Annotated in this window: 21 protein-coding genes; 20 read left to right on the forward strand and 1 reads right to left on the reverse strand. The window is 68.2% G+C overall.

Going from position 1 to position 24,503, the window contains the following annotated elements:
- The first annotated feature begins 195 nt into the window (after positions 1 to 195).
- From AVJ23_RS18540 to ribD, 20 genes are all read left to right on the forward strand, one after another.
- Positions 196 to 1,632, forward strand: coding sequence for a Glu/Leu/Phe/Val family dehydrogenase (locus AVJ23_RS18540; RefSeq protein WP_058863717.1), 1,437 nt, complete (start codon positions 196 to 198; stop codon positions 1,630 to 1,632).
- Positions 1,633 to 1,810: 178 nt separating this feature from the next.
- Positions 1,811 to 3,415, forward strand: coding sequence for a pilus assembly protein TadG-related protein (locus AVJ23_RS18545; RefSeq protein ID WP_084794753.1), 1,605 nt, complete (start codon positions 1,811 to 1,813; stop codon positions 3,413 to 3,415).
- Between the two features lie 210 nt (positions 3,416 to 3,625).
- The gene (locus AVJ23_RS18550) at positions 3,626 to 5,560 is read left to right on the forward strand and encodes a TadE/TadG family type IV pilus assembly protein (RefSeq protein WP_058863719.1); all 1,935 of its coding nucleotides are present in this window, start codon (positions 3,626 to 3,628) and stop codon (positions 5,558 to 5,560) included.
- Positions 5,557 to 6,093 (forward strand): TadE/TadG family type IV pilus assembly protein, encoded by a 537-nt coding sequence (locus AVJ23_RS18555; RefSeq protein WP_058863720.1) that lies wholly within the window; start codon positions 5,557 to 5,559, stop codon positions 6,091 to 6,093. The genes AVJ23_RS18550 and AVJ23_RS18555 overlap by 4 nt, the downstream gene beginning before the upstream one ends.
- Before the next feature lie 5 nt (positions 6,094 to 6,098).
- On the forward strand, positions 6,099 to 6,656 hold the full coding sequence (locus AVJ23_RS18560; protein WP_058863721.1) for a TadE/TadG family type IV pilus assembly protein: 558 nt from the start codon (positions 6,099 to 6,101) through the stop codon (positions 6,654 to 6,656).
- 105 nt (positions 6,657 to 6,761) lie between these two features.
- The gene (locus AVJ23_RS18565) at positions 6,762 to 8,015 is read left to right on the forward strand and encodes a sarcosine oxidase subunit beta family protein (RefSeq protein ID WP_058863722.1); all 1,254 of its coding nucleotides are present in this window, start codon (positions 6,762 to 6,764) and stop codon (positions 8,013 to 8,015) included.
- A gap of 99 nt (positions 8,016 to 8,114) precedes the next feature.
- Positions 8,115 to 8,381, forward strand: coding sequence for a sarcosine oxidase subunit delta (locus AVJ23_RS18570; RefSeq protein ID WP_058863723.1), 267 nt, complete (start codon positions 8,115 to 8,117; stop codon positions 8,379 to 8,381).
- The gene (locus AVJ23_RS18575; RefSeq protein WP_058863724.1) at positions 8,371 to 11,307 is read left to right on the forward strand and encodes a sarcosine oxidase subunit alpha family protein; all 2,937 of its coding nucleotides are present in this window, start codon (positions 8,371 to 8,373) and stop codon (positions 11,305 to 11,307) included. The genes AVJ23_RS18570 and AVJ23_RS18575 overlap by 11 nt, the downstream gene beginning before the upstream one ends.
- Positions 11,300 to 11,851: a sarcosine oxidase subunit gamma gene (locus AVJ23_RS18580; protein WP_058863725.1), complete on the forward strand. Its 552-nt coding sequence runs from the start codon at positions 11,300 to 11,302 to the stop codon at positions 11,849 to 11,851. The genes AVJ23_RS18575 and AVJ23_RS18580 overlap by 8 nt, the downstream gene beginning before the upstream one ends.
- A 46-nt stretch (positions 11,852 to 11,897) precedes the next feature.
- Positions 11,898 to 12,182, forward strand: a complete 285-nt coding sequence (locus AVJ23_RS18585; RefSeq protein ID WP_058863726.1) for a hypothetical protein — start codon at positions 11,898 to 11,900, stop codon at positions 12,180 to 12,182.
- Positions 12,183 to 12,353: 171 nt separating this feature from the next.
- Positions 12,354 to 14,315, forward strand: a complete 1,962-nt coding sequence (gene dnaG / locus AVJ23_RS18590) for a DNA primase (RefSeq protein ID WP_058863727.1) — start codon at positions 12,354 to 12,356, stop codon at positions 14,313 to 14,315.
- A 114-nt stretch (positions 14,316 to 14,429) separates the two neighbouring features.
- Complete coding sequence (gene rpoD / locus AVJ23_RS18595) at positions 14,430 to 16,430, forward strand: RNA polymerase sigma factor RpoD (RefSeq protein WP_058863728.1); 2,001 nt, start codon at positions 14,430 to 14,432, stop codon at positions 16,428 to 16,430.
- 12 nt (positions 16,431 to 16,442) lie between these two features.
- Positions 16,443 to 16,721, forward strand: a complete 279-nt coding sequence (locus tag AVJ23_RS18600) for an HlyU family transcriptional regulator (RefSeq protein ID WP_058863729.1) — start codon at positions 16,443 to 16,445, stop codon at positions 16,719 to 16,721.
- Positions 16,722 to 16,861: 140 nt separating this feature from the next.
- On the forward strand, positions 16,862 to 17,122 hold the full coding sequence (locus tag AVJ23_RS18605; protein WP_058863730.1) for a hypothetical protein: 261 nt from the start codon (positions 16,862 to 16,864) through the stop codon (positions 17,120 to 17,122).
- Between the two features lie 80 nt (positions 17,123 to 17,202).
- Positions 17,203 to 17,622, forward strand: a complete 420-nt coding sequence (locus AVJ23_RS18610; protein WP_058863731.1) for a secondary thiamine-phosphate synthase enzyme YjbQ — start codon at positions 17,203 to 17,205, stop codon at positions 17,620 to 17,622.
- Positions 17,623 to 17,733: 111 nt separating this feature from the next.
- Positions 17,734 to 18,483 (forward strand): DUF1353 domain-containing protein, encoded by a 750-nt coding sequence (locus AVJ23_RS18615; RefSeq protein WP_058863732.1) that lies wholly within the window; start codon positions 17,734 to 17,736, stop codon positions 18,481 to 18,483.
- A 2-nt stretch (positions 18,484 to 18,485) separates the two neighbouring features.
- Positions 18,486 to 20,057 carry a zinc-binding metallopeptidase family protein gene (locus AVJ23_RS18620; RefSeq protein WP_240484722.1) on the forward strand — a complete coding sequence of 524 codons (1,572 nt, stop codon included), beginning with the start codon at positions 18,486 to 18,488 and terminating at the stop codon, positions 20,055 to 20,057.
- Positions 20,054 to 20,554: a hypothetical protein gene (locus AVJ23_RS18625; RefSeq protein ID WP_058863733.1), complete on the forward strand. Its 501-nt coding sequence runs from the start codon at positions 20,054 to 20,056 to the stop codon at positions 20,552 to 20,554. The genes AVJ23_RS18620 and AVJ23_RS18625 overlap by 4 nt, the downstream gene beginning before the upstream one ends.
- A 234-nt stretch (positions 20,555 to 20,788) precedes the next feature.
- Entirely contained in the window at positions 20,789 to 21,256 is a 468-nt protein-coding gene (gene nrdR, locus AVJ23_RS18630; protein WP_058863734.1) for a transcriptional regulator NrdR, read from the forward strand.
- Between the two features lie 20 nt (positions 21,257 to 21,276).
- Complete coding sequence (gene ribD, locus AVJ23_RS18635) at positions 21,277 to 22,347, forward strand: bifunctional diaminohydroxyphosphoribosylaminopyrimidine deaminase/5-amino-6-(5-phosphoribosylamino)uracil reductase RibD (RefSeq protein WP_058863735.1); 1,071 nt, start codon at positions 21,277 to 21,279, stop codon at positions 22,345 to 22,347.
- 137 nt (positions 22,348 to 22,484) lie between these two features.
- On the opposite strand, the gene AVJ23_RS18640 is transcribed toward ribD, so the two are convergent.
- Positions 22,485 to 24,503 (reverse strand): capsule polysaccharide biogenesis protein, encoded by a 2,019-nt coding sequence (locus AVJ23_RS18640; RefSeq protein WP_058863768.1) that lies wholly within the window; start codon positions 24,501 to 24,503, stop codon positions 22,485 to 22,487.

The raw sequence follows: 24,503 nt of genomic DNA on the forward strand, positions 1-24,503 counted from the left end.
GAATTTTAGGGGCTTGCGGTGACAGTGCAGGTCCTGCCGGGTCTTTGTCCCCGGCTTCCGCACAATGCCCGGCACAGGCCGGCCAAGGCGGGGGCGAAACTGTGTTGGGTCCGGGGCAAAGTCGCGTTACCGTCACGGTTACGGGCGATGATCCGTCACAGCAAGAACCGCAGATCGCCCGAGCGGGAGGGACACATGTGCGCTACACCTTTGAATGAGCCGAGTTTTCGCCAATCCGTCGACCTGATGTACAATCGCGCCGTGGCGCTGATGGACCTGCCGCCGGGGCTCGAGGAGAAGATCCGCGTCTGCAACGCCACCTACACGGTGCGCTTCGGGGTGCGGCTGCGCGGGCAGGTGCATACCTTCACCGGCTACCGCTCGGTCCATTCCGAGCATATGGAGCCGGTCAAGGGCGGGATCCGCTTCGCGCTGGCCGTCGACCAGGATGAGGTCGAGGCGCTGGCCGCGCTGATGACCTACAAATGCGCGCTGGTCGAGGCGCCGTTCGGCGGCTCCAAGGGCGGGCTCTGCGTCGATCCGCGGCAATGGGACGAGCACGAGATCGAACAGATCACGCGCCGCTTCGCCTACGAGCTGATCAAGCGCGACCTGATCAACCCGTCGCAGAACGTGCCCGCCCCCGACATGGGCACGGGCGAGCGCGAGATGGCCTGGATCGCCGACCAGTACCAGCGCATGAACACCACCGACATCAACGCACGCGCCTGCGTGACCGGCAAGCCGCTCAACGCGGGCGGCATCTCGGGCCGGGTCGAGGCGACGGGGCGCGGCGTGCAATATGCCCTGCGCGAGTTCTTCCGCAGTGCCGAGGACCGCGCCGCCGCCGGGCTGGAGGGCAGCCTGGACGGCAAGCGCGTGATCGTGCAGGGGCTGGGCAATGTGGGCTACCACGCCGCCAAGTTCCTGCAATCCGAGGATGGCGCGATCATCACCGGCATCATCGAGCGCGACGGCGCGCTGTTCAATCCCGCCGGGCTGAATGTCGAAGCCGTGCGCGAGTGGATCGTCAAGCATGGCGGCGTGACCGGCTATCCCGATGCCAACCATTTCGCCGAGGGCGCCAGCGTGCTGGAGGAGGAGTGCGACATCCTGATCCCCGCCGCGCTGGAAGGGGTCATCAACCTCGGCAACGCGCACAACATCAAGGCGCGGCTGATCATCGAGGCCGCCAACGGCCCGGTCACCGCCGGGGCCGACGACATCCTGCGCCAGAAGGGCACGGTCATCATCCCCGACATGTATGCCAATGCCGGCGGTGTCACCGTGTCCTATTTCGAATGGGTCAAGAACCTGTCCCATATCCGCTTCGGCCGGATGCAGCGGCGGCAGGAAGAGGCGCGCCACCAGCTGATCGTGGACGAGCTGGAGCGGCTCGACCGGCACCTGGGCGACGCGTGGTCCATGACGCCCGATTTCAAGGCGCAGTACCTCAAGGGGGCGGACGAGCTGGAACTGGTGCGCTCGGGGCTCGATGACACGATGCGCATCGCCTACCAGTCCATGCGCGAGGTCTGGCACGGGCGCGACGACGTCACCGACCTGCGCACCGCCGCCTATATCGTGGCCATCGACCGCGTCGCCAAGAGCTATCGCGCCAAGGGTCTGTGAGGTCTCAAGCGGGGGCGGCGCGTGCCGCCCCCGGCCGCGATGCGTGAAGTTCGTCTAAAACTCGCGCGTTAGTCCTTTTTTAGGACACATTTCTGCACCGTAACCATTCCGGCTGTTCCCGGATCCTGCCCCACGCCGCGCCCCTTGCCGGGAGCGCGCGAAGACAGGGGACAGGACCATGCGACCTCGTTGCGATTTCGGCTTGCGCTTCTTCGCGGAAGAAGACGGCAACATCACCATATTCTCCGTCTTCATGACGGTGCTCATCCTCGCCATCACCGGCGCCTCGGTGGACCTGATGCGCTACGAGGCGACGCGGGCCCGCATGCAGGCCACCATGGACCGCGCGGTGCTCGCGGCGGCCGATCTCGACCAGGAGCAGGATCCGGTCGCCGTGGTCAACGACTACATGACCAAGGCGGGGCTGCTGGACGTGCTGGCGCAGGTCGAGGTCGACCAGGGGCTGAACTACCGCACCGTCAGCGCCGATGGCGCGGCGGACATGGACACGATCTTCCTGCACATGTCGGGTTTCGACCAGCTGACCGCACCGGCCCGCAGCGTGGCCGAGGAGAAGATCTCGAATGTCGAGATCAGCCTCGTGCTGGACGTCTCGGGCTCGATGCAGGGCAGCCGCATCTCCAAGATGCGCGACGCGGCGCAGGAATTCGTCGACACGGTGATCGTGCCCGACGGCGACACGGCCGGGCTGACCACCGTGTCGGTCATCCCCTACAACGCGACCGTGAACCTCGGGACCACGGCCGGGCCCTACTGGCGCCTCTCCGACACGCATGGCTATTCCAACTGCGCGATCTTTCCCGATGCCAGCTTCGATCAGACGGCGGTGTCGCCCGAGACCGAGCTCGAGCGGCTCGGGCATTTCGACCTGAGCTCGACCAACGAGACTACCTCCGAGATCCCCAACCCGTGGTGCCGGACCGGCAACGAGAGCGCCGTCGTGGTGCACAGCGCCGATGCCGCCGCATTGTCAGCGCATATAGCGACCTTCGAGGCGGGCGGCAACACGGCGATCGACCTGGGCGTGAAATGGGGCGCCGCGCTGCTGGACCCTGCCGCGCAACCCGTCGTGGCCGCCATGTCGGCGGACGGCCATGTCATCCCCGACGCCGCAACCCGACCCGCGGCCTTCGAGGATCCAGAGGCGATCAAGTTCATCGTGGTGATGACCGATGGCGCCAACACGACCGAGTATGACCTCAAGCCGCGCTACAAGACCGGCCTGTCCGATATCTGGATCGATGATCGGGGCACAGCCGATCCCGGGGACGACCGGTTCTCGTTGCGGGTGGTCGACAATCCCGGCAGCCAGAACGACCGGTGGTTCTGGCACCGCTACGAGAACAGCGGCTGGAGCTATCGCTACCGCTCGCGGCCCGATGGCGGCGGTGATGCCCGCAGGATGAGCCATGCCGAGCTGTTCGCCCGGTTCGGGACCAAGGCCGTCGCGCGCAAGATGTACACCCAGCCCTATTATGACGGCTACGTCTCCTACGACGCCTATTACGACATCTACTATGCCTACCGCGCGATCGTGAACGGCGACGCGGCCGACAGTCGTCTGTCCGACATCTGCGAGGCGGCGCGCGACACGGGCATCGTGATCTTCGCCGTGGCCTTCGAGGCGCCGCAGGGCGGCAAGGACGCCTTGCTGGACTGCGCCTCGTCGCCATCCCACTATTTCGACGTGGAGGGGGTCGAGATTACCGACACCTTCCACGCCATCGCGCGGCAGATCAACGCGCTGAGGCTGATCCAATGAGCGCGATTGTGGCAGGCGGCGCGCGGGTTCTGCCGCAATTCGGGGGCGAAGCGGTCACATTCCATCCTGTCGATGCATGTGACCCCGGGGCGCGGCGCGCAAAAAAGGTCCGCTTGTGTCCCAATCCCGTCCCGCTCGCACCGCATTCGTTAACTAATCCTGACAGGTGCCGAGGACCGGGAGTCCGGGTGAACGGAAGGGAAAAAGAGCATGTCCAGTGCGTACCAGGAACTGAACCGTTTTCGAACGGAAGAGGACGGAAACATCACGATCTTCTCGGTCATGATGATTGTTCTCATTCTCATCATCACGGGGGCTTCGGTGGATATCATGCGGTTTGAAGCCACGCGGGCCCAGCTGCAGGCGACCATGGACCGGGCGGTTCTGGCGGCGGCGGATCTGGACCAGCACCAGCATGCCTCGACCGTCGTGACCGACTACATGCAGAAGGCCGGGCTGGAAGACGCGCTTGGCGGCGTGGATGTCGAGGACGGGTTCAACTACCGCGTCGTGGATGCCCATGCGCAGGTCGAGCTGGACACCTTCTTTCTGCACATGTCGGGCTTTGATCGCCTGACGGCGCCAGCCCGCAGCATCGCAGAGGAAAAGATCTCGAACGTCGAGGTGTCGCTGGTGCTCGATATCTCGGGATCGATGCGCAACAACGGACGCATGGACAGGATGCGCCCGGCGGCCCAGTCCTTCGTCAACAAGGTCATGACCGAGCAGACGAACGGCATCACGACGCTGAACCTCGTGCCCTTCGCAGGACAGGTGAACCCCGGCGATATCCTGTTCGACTATTTCCGGGGCGAACGGCCCAAGATCAAGAAGAACGAGAACAACGGCTGGGGCAACGGGGACCAGGATGCCCCCGGCGGTTCGCTGTGCAACAACAATGCCGAGAACGCGGATGAAGGCGCATCCGATCCCTCCTGCTCGGACGGCACCACCACGACCGAAACGACGGAACCCGCGGCGGAGGACTACTTCCAGCCCTGGGCGCAGGCGATTTCGAATATCGTGATCTATTTCGACACCGACGGCGATGAAATCTACGACGTGGCCCACAAGATCCAGGGGTTCCCGGAGAACGCGCCGCGCGACACGGATGACTTCTTCAAGGGCGCGGTGGCCTACATGATGTCTCAGGACGGCCGCTTGCAGCATGCCGACCAGTTCCTCGGCATCTCCATCAAGGGGGGCAAGCAGAAGACGCGCTACTTCCAGGTGAACGGTGACGAGAACGGCCCCGAGAGCGATATCGGCCCCAAGAAGAACCGCGGCAAGATCCCGGGCAACACCTACAGCTACGGCCACATCAACTTCGACTACTGGGCCCAGTTCTACACCTCGCCCAACCCCGAAACACCGCCGTCCGACGGGACCGACACGACCGAGGAGCCGGCCCCGGGCAATTCGCAGAACGTGAACATGCCGTCCTCCTGCGTCGAGATCTACAACAACGAGTTCGCGACGACGGAGATGCCGAAATCCGACGACTACGTACCACACTTCAACTTCTGGCCCTATGACGAGACCGTCATGGACTGGGGCTGGTGCCCGGGCGAGGACACGACCGTCCAGTACTACTCGGCGAACCGCCAGCAACTGGTCGATTTCATCGGCGACATGCGGATGCATGACGGGACGGGCCTTCAATATGGCATGAAATATGGTCTCGCACTGCTGGATCCGGCCAACCGGGACGAAGTCGGCCACCTGATCGACAACGGGGTGGTGGACCCGCAATTCCGCGGCCGGCCGATCGACTGGCACGATCCCGAGACGGAAAAATACGTCGTGCTGATGACGGACGGCCAGACGACCGACCAGTATCGCCCGCAGGATCCCGAGGCGCCGATCAACAACGACGAGGCGCTCCAGACCCAGGGCAGCGGATCGTACTACACGATGTCGTCGCGCTCGACCAACATCTCGAACCTGCTGCAGCAATGCGATCTTGCCCGGCTGAACGGCGTGACGGTCTTCACCATCGCCTTCGAGACGAGCAACTCCGCCGCGAACGACATGAAGGCCTGTGCCTCCTCGCCGTCGCATCACTTCCACGTGCACGGCGATGAAATCGCGGACGCTTTCGATGCGGTTGCGCGCCAGATCAACAACCTGAGGCTGATTCAATGATCTCCCGTCTGATCTCCTTCGCCAAACGCTTCCGCAAGGAAGAGGACGGCAACGCCACGGTCGAATTCGCCGTCTACTTCACGATCTTCTTCATGATCCTCGCCGCCGGGGTCGAGATCGCCTTCATCAACCTGCGCCATGCCATGCTGGAGCGCGGGGTGGACCTGGCGACACGCGACATCCGGCTGAGCACAGGGCATGTGCCCAGCTATGAGGAGGTGCGCGACAAGATCTGCACCGAGGCGACCATCCTCGACGTCTGCGGCGACAACCTGCGGGTGGAAATGGTCCAGGTGGAGCCGCGTGACCTGAGCGCGGCGCCGGTGGATGCCGACTGCATCAACGCGCAGCAGGATCCGCGCCCGGTGCGCAATTTCGTGGCCGGGCAGGACAACGACCTGATGCTGATCCGGGCCTGCCTGAAATACAAGCCGATGATGCCGACGACCTCGATCGGCAAGGAACTGAACTTGGACGACGAAGGCTATGCCCAGCTGGTGGTGACATCGGCCTTCGTCCAGGAACCGAGGTAAGCCCGATGCGACAGAGCCTTCTTTCCCGACTGACCCGTTTCCTGCGCGACGAGGACGGCAATGTCACCGTCGAGACGGTGATCTGGGTGCCGCTGATGATCAGCATCCTCGCGGCCACGTTCAGCCTGTTCGACGCGTTCCGCTACAAGGCGCTGAACGTCAAGGCGGCCTACACGATCTCGGACGCGCTGTCGCGCGAGACCGACCCGATCGACGGGGCCTACCTGGACGGGATGGTGGACCTGCTGGCCTTCCTGACCCGCTCGGAAGGGCCCTATTCCCTGCGGGTCACGCTGGTGCGCTATGACGGCGACAACAGCCGGTACAGGGTGGAGTGGTCGCAATCGCGCGGCACCTTCGAGACGCTCGAGAATGCCGACCTGGCCGATATCGAGACCAAGCTGCCCAACATGCTGGACAACGAGCGCGTCATCGTGGTCGAGACCGCCACGCAATACGTGCCGCCCTTCGAGGTGCCGGGGCTGAACACGGCCGGGCTGTTCTACAATTTCGGCTTCACCCGTCCGCGCTTTGCGCCCAAGATCGTCTGGAGCGACGGCTGAACCCAGCCGCCGCTTCGGGCCGAAAACGACATCAGGCGTCGTCGCCGGGCGTTGATCGCGCCCGGCGCTGCTGTTTCACTGGCCCGGTGGCAGACGGGGCAGGGCATGCGGTTTTCAGGATGGCGGATCGTCAGGGAGGGGCTGACCGGGAACCGGGGCTGGCGGCCGCACTGGCGCACGCCGGACCCCAAGCCCGAATATGACATCGTCATCATCGGCGGCGGCGGGCACGGGCTGGCCACGGCCTTCTACCTGGCCAAGGAGCACGGGCTGCTCAATGTCGCGGTGCTCGAGAAGGGCTATCTTGGCGGCGGCAATGTCGGGCGCAACACCACGATCGTGCGCGCCAATTACAACCTGCCGGGCAATTCCGAGTTCTACTCGCATTCCCTGAAACTCTGGGAGGGGATGGAGCAGGAGCTGAACTTCAATACCATGATGAGTCAGCGCGGCGTGCTGAACCTGTTCCATTCCGACGGACAGCGCGACTACGCGGCGCGGCGCGGCAATTCCATGCGCCTGCAGGGCGATGATGCCGAGCTGCTCGACCGCGAGCAGGTGCGCGCGATGGTGCCCTATCTCGATTTCGACACGGCGCGCTTCCCGATCTATGGCGGGCTGTTCCACGCCCGCGGCGGCACTGCGCGGCATGACGCGGTGGCTTGGGGCTATGCCCGGGGCGCGGATGCGCGCGGCGTCGACCTGATCCAGAACTGCGAGGTGACCGGCATCGACATCGCGGGCGGCCGGGTGCAGGGCGTGCAGACCACGCGCGGCGCGATCCGGGCCAGGAAGGTGGGCATCGTCGTGGCCGGACGCTCCAGCCAGGTTGCGGCGCTCGCAGGGATGCGCCTGCCGATCGAAAGCCACGTGCTCCAGGCCTTCGTGACCGAGGGGCTGAAGCCCTGCATCGATCACGTGGTCACCTTCGGGATGGGGCATTTCTACATCAGCCAGTCCGACAAGGGCGGGCTGGTCTTCGGCGGCGACCTCGATTTCTACGCCTCCTACGCGGCGCGCGGCAACCTGCCCATGGCCGAACACGTGATGGAGGCGGCCATGACGCTGATGCCGATGATCGGCAAGGCGCGGGTGCTGCGCAGCTGGGGCGGGATCATGGACATGTCGCCGGACGGCTCTCCGATCATCGACCGCACCGGGATCGAGGGGCTCTACCTGAATTGCGGCTGGTGCTATGGCGGGTTCAAGGCGGTGCCGGGCTCGGGCTTTTCCTTCGCCCACCTGATCGCCACCGACCGCCCCCACGCGCCTGCCGCGCGGTTCCGGCTGGATCGCTTCGCCACCGGGCGCGGGCTGATGGACGAGGAGGGCACCGGTGCGCAGCACAACCTGCACTGAGCGCGCCGGCGAGGGGGCGGATGTGAGTATTTTCAAAGAGAAGAAGCTGCAGCGCGCGCCCCGGCCTCTGGTGCGTTCTGGGGACGGGGAGGGGGTCGGATGCGCCTGAGCTGTCCGCTGTGCGGCGAGCGCGACCGCCGCGAGTTCACCTACCAGGGCGCGGCGGCGATGGTGGACCGGCCGGCCCCCGGCGCCACGACCGAGCAGTGGTCGGACTGGCTGCACCTGCGCGACAACCCCGCCGGGCGCACGCGTGACCTGTGGTATCACGAGGCCGGTTGCGGGGCCTGGCTGGTGGTGGAGCGCGACACGGTCACCCACGAGATCTTCGGCACCGCGCTGGTCGGAGGCGATCATGCGGATTGACGGGATGGGCCGCGTGGACCGGGCGCGGGTGCTGGGTTTCACCTTCGACGGGCGACGCTACCAGGGGTTTGCCGGCGACACGCTGGCCTCGGCGCTGCTGGGGGCGGGGGTGCGGCTGATGGGCCGCAGCTTCAAGTATCACCGGCCGCGCGGGCCGCTGACCGCCGGCTCGGCCGAGCCCAACGCGTTGGTCACGGTGGGTCGGGGCGCGCGGGCCGAGCCCAATACCCGGGCCACGATGCAGGAGCTGTACAACGGGCTGGCCTCGGTCAGCCAGAACCGCTGGCCCTCGCTGGCGCTGGACCTGCTGTCGGTGAACGACCTTGCCGCGCCGTTCCTTGGCGCGGGGTTCTACTACAAGACCTTCATGTGGCCGAAAGCATTCTGGGAGAAGGTCTATGAGCCCGTGATCCGGCGCGCGGCCGGGCTGGGGGCCCTGTCGGGGCAGCCGAATCCAGACCGTTACGAGAAGGCCTTTGCCTTCTGCGACGTGCTGGTGATCGGTGCGGGGCCGGCGGGGCTGATGGCGGCGCTGGCGGCGGGGCAGGCGGGTGCGCAGGTGATCCTGTGCGACGAGGACGCCGCGCCAGGCGGCCGCCTGCTGGCCGAGGCCGAGGCGGTGGACGGCCGGCCGGGCGCCGATTGGACCGCGGCGCAGTGGGAGGCGCTGCGGGCCATGGAGAACGTGCGCCTGATGCCGCGCACCACCGTGACGGGCGCCTATGACCAGGGCAGTTATGGCGCGCATGAGCGGGTGGCGCAGCACCTGGCCGATCCCGGTGCGGCGCCGGTCGAGTGTTTCTGGCGCATCGCGGCGCAGCGCGCGGTGCTGTGTTCGGGGGCGCTGGAGCGGCCCATCGCCTTTCGCGACAATGACCGGCCGGGGGTGATGCTGGCGGGCGCGCTGCGCGGCTATGCCCATCGCTGGGGCGTGGCCCCGGGTCGGCGCGTGGCGGTCTTCGGCAACAATGATGACGCGCATCGCACGGCGCGCGACCTGGCCGCTGCCGGGTTGGAGGTGGTGGCGCTGGTCGACAGCCGCCATGATGCCGAGAACCGCGCAGGCGACGTGCCCTTCTTTCCCGGCCACGTGGTGAGCCGCGCGCATGGGCGGCGCGGGCTCTCGGCCATCGAGATCCGCGGCGCGGATGGGCGCCGGCAGCGGGTCGCGGTGGAGGCGCTGGGCGTGTCGGGCGGCTGGAACCCGGCCCTGCACCTGACCTGTCACCTGGGCGCGCGACCCGTCTGGTCCGAGACGCTGGCCGCCTTCCTGCCGCGTGCCGATGCGGTGCCTGGGCTGCGCCCGGCCGGCGCGGTGGCGGGGGCCCTATCGACCACGTCCTGCCTGCGGGACGGCGCCGAGGCCGGGCGGGCAGCGGCGGCCGATCTGGGCTTTGCGGCGGTGCTGCCCGCGATCCCAGAGGCGGAGGATGCGCCCGGCCGCCTGCGGCGGCTCTGGGCGGTGCCGGGCCGTGGGCGGGCCTGGCTGGATTTCCAGAACGACGTGACGGTGAAAGACGTGAAACAGGCCGCGGCCGAGAACTATGCCTCGGTCGAGCACATGAAGCGCTACACCACGCAAGGCATGGCCACCGACCAGGGCAAGAGCTCGAATATCGGGGCGCTGGCGATCCTGGCCGATGCCACCGGGCGCGACATCCCGCAGACCGGCACCACCACCTTTCGCCCGCCCTACAGCCCCGTGCCGATCGCGGCCATGGGGGCCGGGGCGCAGGGGCAGGGCTTTGCCCCGGTGCGCGAGACGACCTCGCATGCGCAAAGCGTGGCGATGGGCGCGCCGATGGTGGAGGCCGGGCTCTGGTACCGGCCCTCCTACTTTCCACGCGCGGGCGAGACCACGTGGCGCGCCGCCTGCGACCGCGAGGTCGCCATGGTGCGCGGGGCGGTGGGCATCTGCGATGTCTCGACGCTGGGCAAGATCGAGCTGGTCGGCCCGGATGTGGGCGCCTTCCTCGATGTCGTCTACACCAACCGCTTCTCGACGCTGAAGCCGGGGCGCGTGCGCTACGGGCTGATGCTGCGCGAGGACGGGCACGTGATGGATGACGGCACCACGGCGCGGCTGGAGGCCGATCGCTGGGTGATGACCACGACCACCGCCGCGGCGGGGCAGGTGATGCGGCATCTCGACTGGGTGCAGCAGGCCTGGGCGCCGGGCATGGATCTGCGCTTTGTCTCGGTCACCGAGCGCTGGGCACAGTTCGCCGTGGCCGGGCCGCGGTCGCGCGAGCTGTTGAACGGACTGCTGGACGCGCCCATCGACGATGCGGGCTTTCCCTTCATGGCCTGTGGGCCGGTCTCGGTCGGCGGGGTGGCGGGGCGGCTGTTCCGGATCTCCTTCTCGGGCGAGCATGCCTACGAGATCGCGGTGCCGGCGCGCTTTGGGGCCAGTCTGTTCGAGGCACTGGTGGCGCGGGCCGAAGCGCTGGGCGGCGGCGCGTACGGGATGGAGGCGCTGAACGTGCTGCGCATCGAGAAGGGCCATGTCACCCATGCCGAGATCCATGGACGGGTCACGGCCTTCGATATCGGCTTCCAGCGGATGATCTCGCCCGCCAAGGAGTGCATCGGCAAGGCGCTTGCGGCGCGGCCGGGGCTGGTCGAGGAGAGCCGCCCGCAGCTGGTGGGGCTGCGCCCGCTGGACGGGCAGAGCCCGCTGCCGGCCGGCGCGCATCTCTTTGCCGCCGAGGGTGCGGTGACGCCCGACACCGACTTGGGCTATGTGACATCGACGGGCTATTCGCCGACGCTGGGCCTGCCGCTGGCGCTGGGCTTTCTGGCCAATGGCCGGGCGCGCCATGGCGAGACGGTGCGGCTGATCGACCGGCTGCGCGGGGCGGAGGTCGCCTGCGAGGTGACCGACCCCGTGGCCGTCGACCCGGACGGAGGGCGCTTGCGTGGTTGAACTGACGGCACAGACCCCGTGGGCGGCGCTGCTGCCCGTCACTGCCGGGGCGACGGGGCTGAGTGCCTGGGATCCCGGCCCGATGACCGCGCTGATGCCCTATCGCGGGCGGAGGGCGGCGCTGTCCGAGGCGATGCAGGCGGCGCATGGGCTGGGTTTCCCGGACCCGGGCGAGGTGACCGCAGCGCCGCCGCTGCGCTGCCTCTGGACCGGGCGCGGCCAGGCCTTTCTGATGGGCGGCCCCGCCGATCCGGGCCTGTCGGCGCAGGCCGCGCTGGTGGACCAGAGCGATGGCTGGGTCGCGCTGCGGCTGGAGGGGGAGACCGCCCCGGAGGTGCTGGCCCGGCTGGTGCCGGTGGATTTGCGCCCGGCGGCCCTGCCCGAGGGGCGGACCCTGCGCACGCTGTGCGGGCACATGACGGTGTCGATCACGCGCGCGCCCGAGGGGCTGGAGATCCTGGCCTTCCGGTCGATGGCGGGCACGCTTGTGCATGAAATCGCCGACGCGATGCGTCTGGTTGCCGGGCGGGCGGTGCTCGGCTAGGTCCTGCCCCAGCCTGATATGTTCTCGGTTTGCCGGAGATTGCCCCATGCGCCTGCCCGTTCTGCCCGCCCTCCTGTCGGCCTGCCTGCTGCCGTTGGCCCATCCCGCCGCCGCGCAGGCGCCGGATTGCGCCGCGCAGGCCGAGATCGTGATGCAGGCGGTCACCGCCCGCGCCGAGGGGCGGCCCAAATCCGAGGCGGTGGCGGGGCTGAGCGCGGCGTTGGATGCCGAGGCGGCGTCCATGCTGTCGGACTGGATCTGGACCCTGCCCGAGGACCAGTTGACATCGGCCGTGGGCGAGGCCTGGCAGACGCAATGCGAGGCGCTCTGAGCAGGGCGCTGCCAGACGGAGCGCGCTGACGCGCGCGCTGCCTCTCTCGTCCTTGGCTTGCGGCCGCGTCCTCGGGCCGCCGGTGGCACCCGCGCGCCCGGCACGGGGATCTTCGCGGGCGTGGCGATCTTGGGACTTGGATTCGGCGGCCGGAACGCCGATATTCCGGCCATGAGCCTTCCCCCCGGTTTTCTCGATGAATTGCGCACCCGCGTGACCCTGTCCGACGTGGTCGGGCGCAAGGTGCTGTGGGACAACCGCAAGTCCACGCCGGGCAAGGGCGATTACTGGGCGCCGTGCCCGTTCCACCACGAGAAGACCGCCTCCTTCCACGTCGATGACCGCAAGGGGTTCTACTATTGCTTCGGCTGCCAGGCGAAGGGGGATGCGATCTCCTTCGTGCGCGAGAGCGAGAACCTGGGCTTCATGGAGGCGATCGAGATCCTGGCCGCCGAGGCGGGCATGGAGATCCCGGCCCGCGACCCCAAGGCGCAGGAAAAGGCCGACCGGCACACGCAGCTGCGCGAGGTGCTGGAACAGGCGGTGCAGTTCTTCCGGCTGCAACTGAAGACCGCGGCGGCGGGCGAGGCGCGCGCCTATCTCACAAAGCGCGGGCTGGACGCGGCAACGCAGGAGCGCTTCGAGATCGGTTTCGCCCCGCCGGGCTGGGAAGGGCTGCGCGAGGCGTTGGCCGCCAAGGGTGTGCCACCCGAGCTGATGCTGGAGGCCGGGCTGGTCAAGGCCTCGGACAAGGGGCGGGCGCCCTATGACGTGTTCCGCAACCGCATCATGTTCCCGATCCGCGACGGGCGCGGCCGCGCCATCGCCTTCGGCGGGCGCGCGATGGACCCCAAGGACAATGCGAAATACCTGAACTCGCCCGAGACGCCGGTCTTCGACAAGTCGCGCACGCTCTACAACCTGCGCGAGGCGCGCGCGGCCAGCGGCCGGGGGCAGACGCTGATCGTGGCCGAGGGCTACATGGACGTGATCGCGCTGTCCGAGGCCGGCTTCCAGGCCGCTGTGGCGCCGCTGGGCACGGCGGTGACCGACCGCCACCTGCAGCAGCTGTGGCGGATCGCGGATGAGCCGGTGATCGCGCTGGACGGCGATGCGGCGGGGCTACGCGCGGCTTACCGGGTGATCGACCGGGCGCTGCCGCTGCTGGAGGCGGGCAAGGGGCTGCGCTTTGCCATCATGCCCGAGGGCAAGGACCCCGACGAGCTGATCCGCGCCAAGGGCCCCGAGGCGGTGGGCGAGGTGCTGGAGGCGGCGCTGCCCATGGTGCAGCTGCTCTGGCGGCAGGAGACCGAGGGCCGCGTCTTCGACAGCCCCGAGCGCAAGGCCGCGCTGGACAAGGCGCTGCGCGCGCGCATCGCGCAGATCCAGGACCCGGGCCTGCGGCGCCATTACGGCGAGGATATCCGCGAACTGCGCTACCAGCTGTTCCGGGCCCGGCGCGCGCCGCGCCCCATGCCGCAGGGCGGCGGCTTTGCCGGGCGGCGCCCGGACTGGCGCGCGCCGCTGCCCGCGACCGAGACGACCAAGGCCTCGCTGCTGGTCTCGGCGGGCGAGGCGGTCGAGACGCGGCTTCGCGAGGCGGTCATCCTGGCGGCGATCCTGTCGGCGCCCGAGGTGGCCGAGGAATTCGAGGTCGAGCTGGACCGGATGGATTGTGCCGAGCCCGATCATGCCCGGCTGCGCGACGCGATCCTGTCGGCGATCGGCCGTGAGGAGACGATGCGCGAGGCCGCCGAGGCCGCGATCGGTGCGCAGGCGCTTGAAACATTGCTCTCGGCACGCCATGTGGCAATCGTGCCATGCGTGCGCGCCCCCGGCCAGGCGGGGTTGTCGCGGATGACGGTGGCCGAGGAACTGGCCAAGCTTCAGGCCGAGCGCGGCTGGCAGGCGGAGTTGAGCGAGGCCGAGGCCGATTTCGACACGCTGTCAGACGAGACGCTGACCTGGCGCGTGGCCGAAGCCGCACGCGAGCGCGCCCGCGCCGGGCGGCGCAAGGACGAGGACGATGCCGATTACGAGATCGGGCCGAACGGGGCCCAGATGGACCGGCAGGAACGCAGCGCATTCGATTCGCTGCTGTCCGGGATTCGCTTCGACAAGGGGCGTGGGTGAACCGGGTTTGAGGAAACCTTGAGGAATTTGTGCTGGATGGGTGTGCGAATCGCACAGGTGCGCTATTGATTCGGACCATCGAATCGCCCGCCATCCCCCGATCAGGAGAGCCGCATGGCAGCCAAGGACAACGAAGACGCCAAGACCGAGGATCAGGAAGAGGAGATCAGCCTGGACATGTCCCAGGCTGCGGTGAAGAAGATGATCACCGAGGCGCGGGAACGCGGCTACATCACCTATGATCAGCTCAACCAGGTGCTTCCCCCCGATCAGGTCAGCTCGGACCAGATCGAGGACGTGATGTCCATGCTGTCCGAGATGGGCATCCAGGTGACCGAGGAGGAAGAGACCGAGGAGGACGAGAACAAGGGCTCGACCGACCTGGTCGAGACCAAGAAGGCCGGCGATGTCGCCGTCGCTTCGGGCGGGCAGGAAAAGCTCGACCGCACCGACGACCCGGTGCGCATGTACCTGCGCGAGATGGGCTCGGTCGAGCTTTTGTCGCGCGAGGGCGAGATCGCCATCGCCAAGCGCATCGAGGCCGGGCGCAACACGATGATCCTGGGCCTCTGCGAGAGCCCGCTGACCTTCCAGGCGATCACGATCTGGCGCGAGGAACTGCTCTCCGAGGACATCCTGCTGCGCGACGTGATCGACCTCGAGACGACCTTCTCGGGCCAGATGGGCGAGGATGGCGAGCTGGAAGAGCCGGTGGTCGATGCCGCCGCCGTCGAGCCGGCCGCCGCGGCGCCGGCCGCCAGGTCCAAGGGCGACGAGCCCGAGCTGGATGCCGACGGCAACCCGATCGCCAAGGAAGATGACGACGAGGATGACGAGCAGGCCAACATGTCGCTGGCCGCGATGGAGACCGCGCTCAAGCCGCGCGTGCTCGAGACGCTCGACCGCATCGCGCGCGACTACGAAGAGCTGGCCGAGATGCAGGACAGCCGGATCTCGGCCACGCTGAACGAGGACGGCTCGTTCTCGGCCGAGGACGAGGCTCGCTACCAGCAGCTGCGCGGCGAGATCGTCGAACTGGTCAACGGGCTGCACCTGCACAACAACCGCATCGAGGCGCTGATCGACCAGCTCTACGGCATCAACAAGCGCATCATGTCCATCGACAGCGCCATGGTGAAGCTGGCCGACCAGGCTCGCATCAACCGGCGCGAATTCGTCGAGGAATACCGCGGCCACGAGCTCGATCCCAACTGGATGGAGCGCATGGCCTCCAAGACCGGGCGCGGCTGGCAGATGTTCATCGACCGCTCCTCGGACAAGGTCGAGGACCTGCGCGCCGACATGGCGCAGGTCGGGCAATATGTCGGCCTGGACATCAGCGAGTTCCGCCGCATCGTGGGCCAGGTCCAGAAGGGCGAGAAGGAAGCCCGGCAGGCCAAGAAGGAGATGGTCGAGGCGAACCTGCGGCTGGTGATCTCGATCGCCAAGAAATATACCAATCGCGGCCTGCAGTTTCTCGACCTCATCCAGGAAGGCAATATCGGCCTGATGAAGGCGGTGGACAAGTTCGAGTATCGCCGCGGCTACAAGTTCTCGACCTATGCCACCTGGTGGATCCGGCAGGCCATCACCCGCTCGATCGCCGACCAGGCGCGCACCATCCGAATCCCGGTGCACATGATCGAGACGATCAACAAGCTGGTCCGCACCGGGCGCCAGATGCTGCACGAGATCGGCCGGGAGCCGACCCCGGAAGAGCTGGCCGAGAAGCTGCAGATGCCGCTCGAGAAGGTCCGCAAGGTGATGAAGATCGCCAAGGAGCCGATCAGCCTCGAGACGCCGATCGGCGACGAGGAAGACAGCCAGCTGGGCGATTTCATCGAGGACAAGAACGCCATCCTGCCGCTGGACTCCGCGATCCAGGAGAACCTCAAGGAGACCACGACGCGGGTCCTGTCCTCGCTCACGCCGCGGGAGGAGCGGGTGCTGCGCATGCGCTTCGGCATCGGCATGAACACCGACCACACGCTTGAAGAGGTGGGCCAGCAGTTCAGCGTCACGCGCGAACGGATCCGCCAGATCGAGGCCAAGGCACTGCGCAAGCTCAAGCACCCGTCGCGGTCGCGCAAGCTGCGCTCGTTCCTCGACCAGTAGGGAGACAGATCCATGTCCTTGCTTTCACGCCTGTTCGGCGGGGGCGGCGGCGGTGGCACACCGGCGCCCGAGCCCGTCGAATACGAGGGGTTCCGCATCTATCCCGAGCCGGTGTCGGAAGGTGGCCAGTACCGGATCGGCGCGCGGATCGAGGCCGAGATCGACGGTACGCTGAAGGAGCACCGCCTGATCCGCGCCGACATGCTGCGGGACCGCGAAGAGGCCGAGACCGCCTCGGTCAACAAGGCCAAGCAGATGATCGACCAAATGGGCGCGCGCCTGTTCGATTGAGGCCGGGCCTCCGGGCGCCCCGAGCGCGGCGCCTGCGCGCCGCACCGGCCCACCCTCCAGCCGCGGCCCGGCGAATCGGCCTGCAGTGATTCGGAACCCTTTTTCCTCTTGCGCGTTGTCTTGCCGAGAGGATGAGGATCATGAAAAAGCTGCTTGCCTATACCACTGCCTTCTTCTGCGCCGCTGCCGGGGCGCTGGCTGCTACCGATGCGCTGATGCCGGCGGAGCCCGAAGTGATCGAGATCGAGGTCGCCCCCCACGAGTTGCAGGAGTGCCGGGACACGCTGGCGCAGGTGGCGCAGCGGCCGGCCGTGTCAGACAGCGGCACGCCGCTGCTTTTCGACTGGACCACCGAGGATCTGCCCGGGGTTGTCTGCGTGGCAAGCGATACGGCGGCGTGACGGGGCCTCGGGTCTCGTGTTTTGCCGCCCCGTCCGTCATATGATGACATGAGGGGCGGAAGAACAGGGCAGGGCGCGTCATGCAAACAGAGTTCACCATCGCCACGCAGGGAGCCGGGCTTTACGAGATTACCGGTGACGTGGCGGATTGGGTGCGCGGTGACGGGCTGCTGACATTATTTGTCAGGCATACGTCCGCCTCGTTGCTGGTGCAGGAAAACGCGGATCCGGACGTGCAGGTGGATCTGGTGGCCTTCTTCCGCAGGCTCGTGCCGCCAACCACCGATCCGTCCATGTCCTACCTGACCCATACGATCGAAGGCCCGGATGACATGCCGGCCCATATCAAGGCGGCGCTGCTGCCAGTGTCGCTGTCGATCCCCGTCCGCAATGGCCGCCTTGCTCTGGGCACCTGGCAGGGCATCTACCTGTTTGAGCATCGCGATGCACCTCATCGTCGACAGGTCGCGGCCCTTCTGATGCCGGTCGCGGCTTTGTGAACGAGCGGCCGGGGCGCCGGGCCGGGATGGCGGTATTCCTCCATAGGCGCGCACGGTCCGGTTTGGTACGTTATGGCGGAATTTCGCTGCCACGAAAGCCAAACCCTTGCCATGACACGCGTAATCTCAGCTCGGATCATCGGGGCCTTCGCGCTCTTCTCTGCTGCGGCCGTGGGCGGTGCGGTGTTCGGCGTGCCGGAATACCTGGCGCGCCAGGCACTGGAAGCAGCCGAGAGCTGTCATGACCTGACCGAGCGTGACCGGCGCTGCCGCTTTGTCGGGGGGCCGCTCGAGATGGCCGGCGCGCCCGTCTTCATGGAGAATTTCCAGCAGGCCTTCCTGCCCACCCGCCAGCAGATCGATTTCGTCGACGCCAAGGGCGAGACCTGGACCGCGCCGCCGCGCACGCTGACCGACGGGGCCTCGATCCCGACGATCTTCGCGCCGCTTGTGGGCGACCGGCAGAGCCGCGAATACCTGATCGCCGCCGCGCTGCACGATGCCTATTGCGGGGTCGGCAACGAAGGGCTGGACACCTACTGGGCGCGGCCCTGGCAAGAGGTGCACCGCATGTTCTACGAGGCGCTGCTGGTCAATGGCACGCCGCCGCAGAAGGCCAAGCTGATGTTCGCCGCCGTCTACCTGGGCGGGCCGCGCTGGGATGATCCCGAGCGGGATTTGGGCGATGTGAGCGAGGCCGCGCTGCTGCAGGAGATGGAATGGTGCCTGGAATGGATCCGCACCGAGAACCCCAGCGCCGACGAGATCGAGGCGTGGATGGACGAGCGCGAAAAGGCCCTGAAGGAGGGCCGGCCCAGCGTGCCCGATTACATCGACGCCCATGATCCGCGCGGGCTTTGAGCGTGGCTGACCTGCAGGCTGCCAAGGCGACGGCCGATGACCTGATCGCCGCCCGCGCCGGGGAGCTGTCCGACTGGTGTGCGCAGATCTTCGATTTTGCCGAACCGGCCTGGCGCGAATATCGCTCGGCCGACTGGTACGTGGAGCGGCTACGCGCCGAGGGGTTCGAGGTCGAGCCGGGTTCGGCCGGGATGCCCACGGCTTTCTGCGCGAACTGGTCCAACGGGGACGGGCCGCGCGTGGGCCTTTATGCCGAGTATGACGCGGTGCCGGGGAACTGCCAGGCGCCGCTGCCGCTGGCCGCGCCGCGCCCCGGGTTGGGACCGGCGGCGGCGGGCCATACCGATCCGCATTCGGCGCTGGGGATCGGCGCGCTGGCCGGTCTGCTGGCGACCAAGGCGGCGATGCAGGCCCATGACATCCCCGGCACGCTGCAATTTACAGGCGAGCCGGCCGAGAAGGTGCGCGGCTCCAAGCCGATCCACGCGGCGGCGGGCTATTATGACGGGCTGGCGGCGATGCTGTCCTTCCACCCGTTCTACATGCTGCCGCTCTGCAACACGGTCCGCTGGGACACGCATTGCGGGGCGGCCTACAGTTTCGTCTATCGCTTCCGCTGCACCGCGCCCGAGCGGTGGGGCGCGCAGGACGGCGCGCCCATCCCGCAAAGCCATTCCGACATCCGCGCCCCCGGCGCCAATGATGCGCTGATGATGATGTACCAGGCGGGGCGCAGCTTGCGCGACAGCATGTTACCGCATCGCGGCGGCTGGTCCGTCTCCGAGGCGATCCTTGCCACCGGGCAGGCCACGGCCGACAACCTGCCGGCGTTGCAGGCCGATCTGCAATACATGATCCGCGTGCCGGACCTGCAGATGGCCGAGCAGATCTCGGGGCAGTTGCACCGGCTGGCGCGGCAGGTGGCCGAGATGACCGGCTGCACGGTCGAGACGATCTGGGTCTCGAAATCCCGGCCGGGCCTGGCGAACCACGCCGTGGCGCGGCTGGCCTGGGAGGCGTTGCAAGAGGTCGGCCCCCCGGTCTGGGAGGCGCCCGCGCACGAGCTGGCCCGCAAGGTTCAGGCGGCCTGCGGGCAGCCGGCCGACGAGGCGCCGCTGATCGAGGCCTGCACCCGGCTGATCGACCCAGAAGAGGCCGAGGCGATCCTGCGCCGCGACCTGCCGCCGGCGCAGCGCAACAGCACCTCGGATGATTACACGGACATGAGCTGGCATTGCCCGACCGCCCGGATCTATATCGCGCGGCCGGCGCTGCGGGGTGGGCCCTATCCGCCCTGGGCGATGAACGCGCTGGCTGGCATGCCGGCGCTGATCGACCCGATGGTGCAGGTCGCGGGCCGCGTGCTGGCCCGCAGCGCGCTGCGGATCCTGACCGACGCCCCCGCCCGCGCCGCCGCATGGGAAGAATTCGAAGAGCGCCGCGCCGCCGCCGAAGATGTGCCGCCCCTGGCCGATTACCCGCCGCCGATCCACCTGCCTTGGCCCGAATATGTCGAGACGCGGCGCGGGCGGGACTGGCACATCCCCTCGCCCCCTTCGGGAGACGCAAGATGATCCGTTCGCTCGCACTTTGCCTTGTCCTGGCCCCGCCCGCGCTGGCGCAATGCCCCGCAGAGCAGGCGTTCCTGTCCTGCCAGATCGGCGCCAACGGCAAGTGGCTGGAGGTCTGCGTCGCGGGCAGCCGGGTCGATTACCGCTATGGCGATACGCTCTGGTCGCCCGAGCTGCACCTGTCGGACCATGCGGCGCAGGTCGACTATCGCCCCTGGTCCGGCGTGGGGCGCACCATCTTCGAAGAGGTGCGCTTCATCAATGGCAGCTATGAATACCGCGTGCACGGGGCGCTGGAGCGCGCCTTGACCGCCGGCCAGACCGACCGTGCCTCGGGCGGGGTCGAGGTTTACAAGGGCGGCGCCCGCATCGCCGCGCTGGATTGCGCACCGCAGGCCACGCTGTTCGGCTGGAGCACGGCGCTGTCGGATGCGAAATGGGCCGCCGGGCTGAAATGGAACCCGGGCACCGGCACCTGGCAGCCGCGCGGCGGAAACTGAGTCCCGCGCGCCACGGCGCGCCTCTCCCTGATCTTGCGGCGACAATTGCCCCCTACCCAAATTATGGGCGAGATCCTATAGTGGCTGTGGATAAGGTGGGGGCCAACCCCATCTCTGCATGTGCCGCGTGCGGGCCCGGGACAGGCCTGCCCATCCGCGCATGACCCAACGATAACAGGCGGGGCGCGGGCACAGACGCTCCCCGAGGCAGAGACGAATAGGGGGGACAGGCCCATGCGCTGCCCGTTTTGCGGAAACATCGACACACAGGTGAAGGATTCCCGGCCGGCCGAGGATCACGTCTCGATCCGGCGGCGACGCTTCTGCCCGGCCTGCGGCGGGCGCTTCACCACCTATGAACGGGTCCAGCTGCGCGACCTCGTGGTCATCAAGTCCAACGGGCGGCGCGAGGATTTCGACCGCGACAAGCTGGAGCGGTCGATCCGGATCGCGCTGCAAAAGCGCCCGATCGAGCCCGAGCGCATGGACCAGATGATCTCGGGCATCGTGCGGCGGCTGGAAAGCATGGGCGAGACCGACATCCCCTCCAAGCTGATCGGCGAGATCGTGATGGAGGCGCTGGCCCGGATCGACACGGTCGCCTATGTGCGCTTTGCCAGCGTCTACAAGAATTTCCAGGCGGCGGACGATTTCGACAAGTTCGTCAGCGAGCTGCGCCCCGAGACACCGGCGCGCAAGTGACCGGGACGGATGCGCGCCACATGGCCCACGCGCTGCGGTTGGGCCGTCGCGGGATGGGCCAGTGCTGGCCCAACCCGGCCGTGGGCTGCGTCATCGTGCAGGGCGATCACGTGGTCGGGCGCGGCTGGACCCAACCCGGCGGACGCCCCCATGCCGAGACCGAGGCGCTGGCCATGGCAGGGTCCGCGGCGCGGGGCGCCACCGCCTATGTCACGCTGGAGCCCTGTTCCCATCACGGCCAGACCCCACCCTGCACGGACGCGTTGATCGCGGCCGGCATCGCGCGCGTGGTCGCGCCCATCCCGGACAATGATCCGCGCGTCTCGGGGCAGGGCTTCGAGACGCTGCGCAAGCATGGTGTGCAGGTCACGACCGGGGTTGGCGCCGAAGAGGCGCTGGCCGATCACGCGGGCTTTTTCCTGCGCATGTCGCAGGGCCGGCCCTGGGTCACGCTGAAACTCGCACTCAGCCTCGACGGGCGCATCGCCACCGCCACGGGCGAGAGCCGCTGGATCACCGGCCCGGAGGCGCGCCGTGCCGTGCATGCGTTGCGCGCCCGGCATGATGCGGTGATGGTGGGCGCCGGTACGGCGCGCAGCGACGACCCCGAACTGACCGTGCGCGGCTTCGGCCCGCACCGCCAGCCGGTGCGCATCGTCGTCTCACGCCTGCTGGACGTGCCCTTGATGAGCAAGCTGGCCCGCAGCGCGCAGGAGGTGCCGGTCTGGCTCTGCCATGGCGCCGAGGCGCGGGCCGAGCTCAAATCCGCCTGGGACGGGCTGGGCGCGCGGCTGCTGGCCTGCCCGATCACCGCAGGGCGGGTGGATCCGCATGCGCTGCTGCAGGCCTTGGGCGCGCAGGGGCTGACCCGGGTTTTCTGCGAGGGCGGCGGGCAGCTGGCCGCCTCGCTGCTGGCCGCGGATCTGGTGGACGAGCTGGTGGTCTTCTCGGCCGGCATGATGCTGGGCGCCGAGGGTCATCCCGGAATCGGCGCGCTGGGGGTCGAGACGCTGGCCGAGGCGCCGTGCTTTGCGCTGGTCGATGTGAAGGTCGCGGGCGGTGACACCTGCCATGTGTGGCGACGGTCGTAAATCGGCTGATCTGCCAGAGGGTTGCGCGCCGCGGCTCATCTGACCGGGTATTCGCAAGCGCAAGCTGTGGACAAGCCGGGGTCTTGTCGTATTCCAAGGGATTGCGTGCGACTGTTGAGATGGCCTCTCAACAGGGCCTATCGGCGCCAGAGATGCGCCCGGCTGGCCAGCAGACCCTGCAGTTTCGACAGGCTCCGGTTGAACGGGCCGGGGGCCGGGATCTGGTCATGTTCCAGCCGGTCGACCACCACCTCGACCGGGCAGGCCGTGCCCGTCACCGGGTCGAAATAGCGCGGGTAGTCGATCAGCGCCGCGTGGGCCAGCGCCTCGAGCGAGGGGCGCGGACCGGAGAGGCGCCGCGCCGGAACCGGGCCGAGATCGCGGGTCAGCCCCCAGCCGGCATAGAAGGGCGCGCCCAGCGTGGTCACGCGACAACCGCGCAGGAGCGCCTCGAACCCGGTGAGCGAGGTCAGGGTCCAGACCTCGTCCACCTGCCGCAGCAACGCGCCCATGTCGCCGCCCCGCAGCACCGTGTCGGCCCAGTGCTCGGGCGTGTCGACCGCGCCCGTGCGCAGCCCGGCCTCGACATCCGGATGCGGTTTCCAGATGACATGCGCTGCAGGGTGCTCTTGCCGGACGCGGGCCAGAAGCGCGGCGTTGGAGGTCATCTCGGGGCTGCCGGTGAGGATCGAGGCGTCATCCTCCACCTGCCCGGGCACGAGGATGCGCAGCCCGTCGGGGAATGTGGGCAATTCTCCGGACAGGTTGTATTTGGACAAGTTCTTGGCGGTCAGACGTCCGATCAGCCGGGTCACACGTTCGAATTGGTCAGGCCGCAGGTCGGTTGCGCGGGCGCGGATCAGCGCCTCAAGCCGCGAGGGGCGGCGCGGATCGTAGTAGATCCCGTCCGGATCCAGCACCAGCGAGAGCGGCGGGACCAGTTCGGCGCCCAGCCCGCGCGAGCGCAGGAAACCGTCCTCGACCCGCGTGGCCCCCTCGGGCGCGCGCCCGGCCCATGCCATGTGGCCACGGCCCTGCGCGCGGGCGGCCATGGCCGCCTTGTCCACATCATCCTCGAACCGTATCCGCTTGTGCTGTCCGAAAAAGCGCTGCAGCGGCTGCCTTTTCCACAGGCGCATACCTGAGGCGATCCAGCCGGTGCGGTCCTCGCGCCAAGCACGGCTGCGTGCCTCGAGCGTGGCAAGCACCTGCTCCACCGGGCACAGCCGGTCATGATAGGGGTCATACCAGCGCGGGTAGAGCAGCATGGCCCCGGCAAATAGCTGCGCGCGGGTCAGGGAGCGGCGGCGGCGGGCAAAGACCTCTTCATCCTGCGTCAGCCCCCAGCCGGCATAGAACGGCCCGCCGAAGACGCGCGGGCGATGCCCGGCAAGGATCGCCTCGAACCCCATCTGTGAGGAGACGGTATAGACCGCGACGGCCCCCTCCAGCAGCAGCCAGGGGGAGAGCGGCCCGTCATGCAGCGTCACGCCGTCCGTTGCATCGCCGGGTTCGAAATGGCCGGGGCGATGGCCCGCGGCGGTCTCGGGATGGGTCTTGATCAGGATGCGCGCGCCGGGGTTTTCTTCACGCGCGACGAAAAGCATCTCGAGGAAGCGCGCCCGATCTGCCCCGCTGGCGCGGACCGAGGCATCGCCGCGCGTCTGGTCGATCACGAGGACATAGCCGGGGGCGGGTGGCTCCAGATCGGTGCGCGTGGCTGAGTATTTGCTCAGGTGGCCCGCCCGCATCCGCGCCATGGCGCCGCGCGCCCGGTCGAGCAGGGCGGTGTCGTCGAAGGGATGGTCCCGCAGCAGGGTTTCGAGGTCCGAGGGGCCGCGCGGATCGAAATGCAGGCCCGTATGGTCGATCAGAAGGCCCAGCGGCGGCTCGCCCGTGCGGCCGGGGTGCAGCGAGCGGAGGAAGGCATCCTCCAGCCGGACCAGCGGCACGTCGCGCCGCGCCGCCACGGCCTCGCCCCGCGCGGCATAGGGTGACTGGCCCCAGACGCCCACAAGGTCATCGGGGCCGGGCAGGCCCAGCGAAACGCGATAGCCCGACAGCGCGAGGATCCGGCGCAGCCGCGCCTGCCGCGCCAGCCCGGCGGCATAGACGAAAAGACGCCGGGAAGCGGGCTTCCCGGCGTCCTGTGCCAT

Source organism: Pseudoponticoccus marisrubri, from assembly GCF_001482405.1.
In the GTDB taxonomy this organism is placed as follows: Bacteria; Pseudomonadota; Alphaproteobacteria; order Rhodobacterales; family Rhodobacteraceae; genus Pseudoponticoccus; species Pseudoponticoccus marisrubri.

Coding starts and splice junctions, on each gene's coding strand:
- AVJ23_RS18570 (WP_058863723.1), top strand. CDS start 8,115: ATGCGCCTGAGCTGTCCGCTGTGCGGCGAGCGCGACCGCCGCGAGTTC.
- AVJ23_RS18605 (WP_058863730.1), top strand. CDS start 16,862: ATGAAAAAGCTGCTTGCCTATACCACTGCCTTCTTCTGCGCCGCTGCC.
- rpoD (WP_058863728.1), top strand. CDS start 14,430: ATGGCAGCCAAGGACAACGAAGACGCCAAGACCGAGGATCAGGAAGAG.
- ribD (WP_058863735.1), top strand. CDS start 21,277: ATGGCCCACGCGCTGCGGTTGGGCCGTCGCGGGATGGGCCAGTGCTGG.
- AVJ23_RS18575 (WP_058863724.1), top strand. CDS start 8,371: ATGCGGATTGACGGGATGGGCCGCGTGGACCGGGCGCGGGTGCTGGGT.
- AVJ23_RS18565 (WP_058863722.1), top strand. CDS start 6,762: ATGCGGTTTTCAGGATGGCGGATCGTCAGGGAGGGGCTGACCGGGAAC.
- AVJ23_RS18555 (WP_058863720.1), top strand. CDS start 5,557: ATGATCTCCCGTCTGATCTCCTTCGCCAAACGCTTCCGCAAGGAAGAG.
- AVJ23_RS18625 (WP_058863733.1), top strand. CDS start 20,054: ATGATCCGTTCGCTCGCACTTTGCCTTGTCCTGGCCCCGCCCGCGCTG.
- AVJ23_RS18640 (WP_058863768.1), bottom strand. CDS start 24,503: ATGGCACAGGACGCCGGGAAGCCCGCTTCCCGGCGTCTTTTCGTCTAT.
- AVJ23_RS18610 (WP_058863731.1), top strand. CDS start 17,203: ATGCAAACAGAGTTCACCATCGCCACGCAGGGAGCCGGGCTTTACGAG.
- nrdR (WP_058863734.1), top strand. CDS start 20,789: ATGCGCTGCCCGTTTTGCGGAAACATCGACACACAGGTGAAGGATTCC.
- AVJ23_RS18585 (WP_058863726.1), top strand. CDS start 11,898: ATGCGCCTGCCCGTTCTGCCCGCCCTCCTGTCGGCCTGCCTGCTGCCG.
- AVJ23_RS18615 (WP_058863732.1), top strand. CDS start 17,734: ATGACACGCGTAATCTCAGCTCGGATCATCGGGGCCTTCGCGCTCTTC.
- AVJ23_RS18545 (WP_084794753.1), top strand. CDS start 1,811: ATGCGACCTCGTTGCGATTTCGGCTTGCGCTTCTTCGCGGAAGAAGAC.
- AVJ23_RS18560 (WP_058863721.1), top strand. CDS start 6,099: ATGCGACAGAGCCTTCTTTCCCGACTGACCCGTTTCCTGCGCGACGAG.
- dnaG (WP_058863727.1), top strand. CDS start 12,354: ATGAGCCTTCCCCCCGGTTTTCTCGATGAATTGCGCACCCGCGTGACC.
- AVJ23_RS18600 (WP_058863729.1), top strand. CDS start 16,443: ATGTCCTTGCTTTCACGCCTGTTCGGCGGGGGCGGCGGCGGTGGCACA.
- AVJ23_RS18550 (WP_058863719.1), top strand. CDS start 3,626: ATGTCCAGTGCGTACCAGGAACTGAACCGTTTTCGAACGGAAGAGGAC.
- AVJ23_RS18540 (WP_058863717.1), top strand. CDS start 196: ATGTGCGCTACACCTTTGAATGAGCCGAGTTTTCGCCAATCCGTCGAC.